The organism is Albidovulum marisflavi, from assembly GCF_025751435.1.
GTDB lineage: Bacteria > Pseudomonadota > Alphaproteobacteria > Rhodobacterales > Rhodobacteraceae > Albidovulum > Albidovulum marisflavi.
On sequence record NZ_JAOWKY010000010.1, the window covers coordinates 1 to 935 of the forward strand.

Consider the following 935-nt stretch of genomic DNA (forward strand, 5'->3'; position numbering starts at 1 on the left):
TTCTGAATGTGATGGCAGCCTGAGGCCACTCGCGTGCCTGGCTTGCTGCCCACGACGAAGTGCTCGAGACCGCCTGCAGCTGCGACGTTCTTGTAGCCGTTGGCGCCGTCGGAACAGAGCACGGCATGGCTCGGAACCAGCGGCTTCATGGCGCGCTCGAGCGTCACGCTCTTGCGGTTCGGCAGGCGTCGGAAGAGGCGCGCGCCGCTGCGGTTAGTGACGTTGAGAATGGGGAGCTGCCACTTCGAGAGGCCTCGCATCATCTTCAGCCCCCGCGTTGTGAAGTCCTCCCACCTGGGGCGGGGCGGCGGTGCAACCTTCTTCGGATCTGCGAAGTGCCGGACCCATTCGCGAGAACCCTTGCGCGATTCCCGCTGGAAGGTCTCATCCGCCTCCACGATCCCAGAGAAGCTCACGGTTGAGCCACTGCCGATGATGGAAAACACCAGCATCCGCCAACGCCAGAGCGTGTATTTGTTGAGTCCCAGCCGCCGCGCGAGCTTGCGCACCGACTGGGGTGCGGCGGTGCCCAGCATATCCCGCAGCGCGACGATGAACAGGTCCGGGCGACGGAGTCGGCCGATGGCGCTGCCCGTTGTGCCCGAATAGGTTTTCTGGCAGCCAGCGCAGCGGTAGCGCTGGACCTTGGTCCGGGTGCGGCCCCACTTCTGTCGGCGCTCGTCGCCGCAGAAGGAGCACTTGTGATCCTGGATTGTCCGTGCTTCGATCTCCGAGATCGCCTCGGTCTTTCGTCGGATATCCCTGATCTTCGACTGGGCGTCCTCGATCTGGGCCGGGTTCAGGCGGTCGAGGGCATCGAGAAACCGGCGAAAGTCGTGGTGCAGCATGGGTGTCCTCCGCGTAAAAGCCGAGTGATATAGGCCCTTCTGCGAAATAACGAAGCGCACCAACACGGTTTGCGGACACCCCCTAAA

At 63.5% G+C, this 935-nt stretch carries 1 protein-coding gene; it reads right to left on the reverse strand.

Going from position 1 to position 935, the window contains the following annotated elements; translation table 11 throughout:
- Nucleotides 1–848: IS1595 family transposase (locus OEW28_RS18840; protein WP_263736348.1), on the reverse strand; the 848-nt coding region annotated here is incomplete at its 3' end.
- Nucleotides 849–935 lie beyond the last annotated feature (87 nt).